At 55.7% G+C, this 933-nt stretch carries 1 protein-coding gene; it reads right to left on the reverse strand.

Features of this window, described 5'->3' with window-relative positions:
- Positions 1–889 (reverse strand): IS5 family transposase (locus ACZRMO_RS30215; protein WP_463975274.1); only part of this gene is annotated, 889 nt, incomplete at its 3' end.
- Positions 890–933 lie beyond the last annotated feature (44 nt).

Consider the following 933-nt stretch of genomic DNA (forward strand, 5'->3'; position numbering starts at 1 on the left):
TTTTCGACAAGCCACGAAAGCGTACTTTCGTGTAGCCAAACTGGCGCTTGATCACGCGAAAGGGATGTTCAACCTTGGCCCGCACCTGCGCTTTGGCGTATTCGATCTTGCGTCGCATACGCCCGATCAAACTCTTTTTTCCGTGCTTTCTATAGCTGCTGGGACGCGCGGCAATCGACCAAATCATCGTGCGGTTCTGATGCTCAGCACGCTTCTCCACACCGGTATAACCCGCATCGCCGCACACGTAAGTTTCCTCACCATGCAACAACTGATCGACCTGAGTCATGTCCGCCACATTCGCCGCCGTGCCCACCAGGCTGTGCACCAAGCCGGATTCGGCATCGACGCCGATGTGCGCTTTCATACCAAAAAAGTACTGATTTCCTTTTTTCGTCTGATGCATTTCCGGGTCGCGCTTGCCGTCCTTGTTCTTGGTCGAACTCGGGGCATGAATGATCGTCGCATCGACCACCGTGCCTTGGCGCAGCATCAAGCCACGGTCACCCAGATAGCCGTTGATGACCTGCAAGATCCCGCCCGCCAACTCATGTTTTTCCAGCAGGCGCCGGAAGTTGAGGATCGTGGTTTCATCGGGAATTCGATCCAGATGCAGCCCCGCGAACTGGCGCAGAATCGTCGTTTCATAGAGTGATTCTTCCATCGCCGGATCGCTGTAGCCGAACCAGTTCTGCATCAGATGAACCCGCAACATGGCCAGCAACGGATACGCCGGACGACCGCCTTCACCTTTCGGATAATGCGGCTCGATCAAGGCAATCAAGCCCTTCCAGGGCACGACCTGATCCATCTCGATCAGGAAGCGCTCACGGCGGGTCTGCTTACGTTTGCCGGCGTACTCAGCATCGGCGAAGGACATCTGTTTCATCGGGACTCAACCGTTCGATTCCTGTGAGGCGGGTATTTCACCAA

The sequence above is a fragment of the Pseudomonas sp. B611 genome (genome assembly GCF_055407965.1).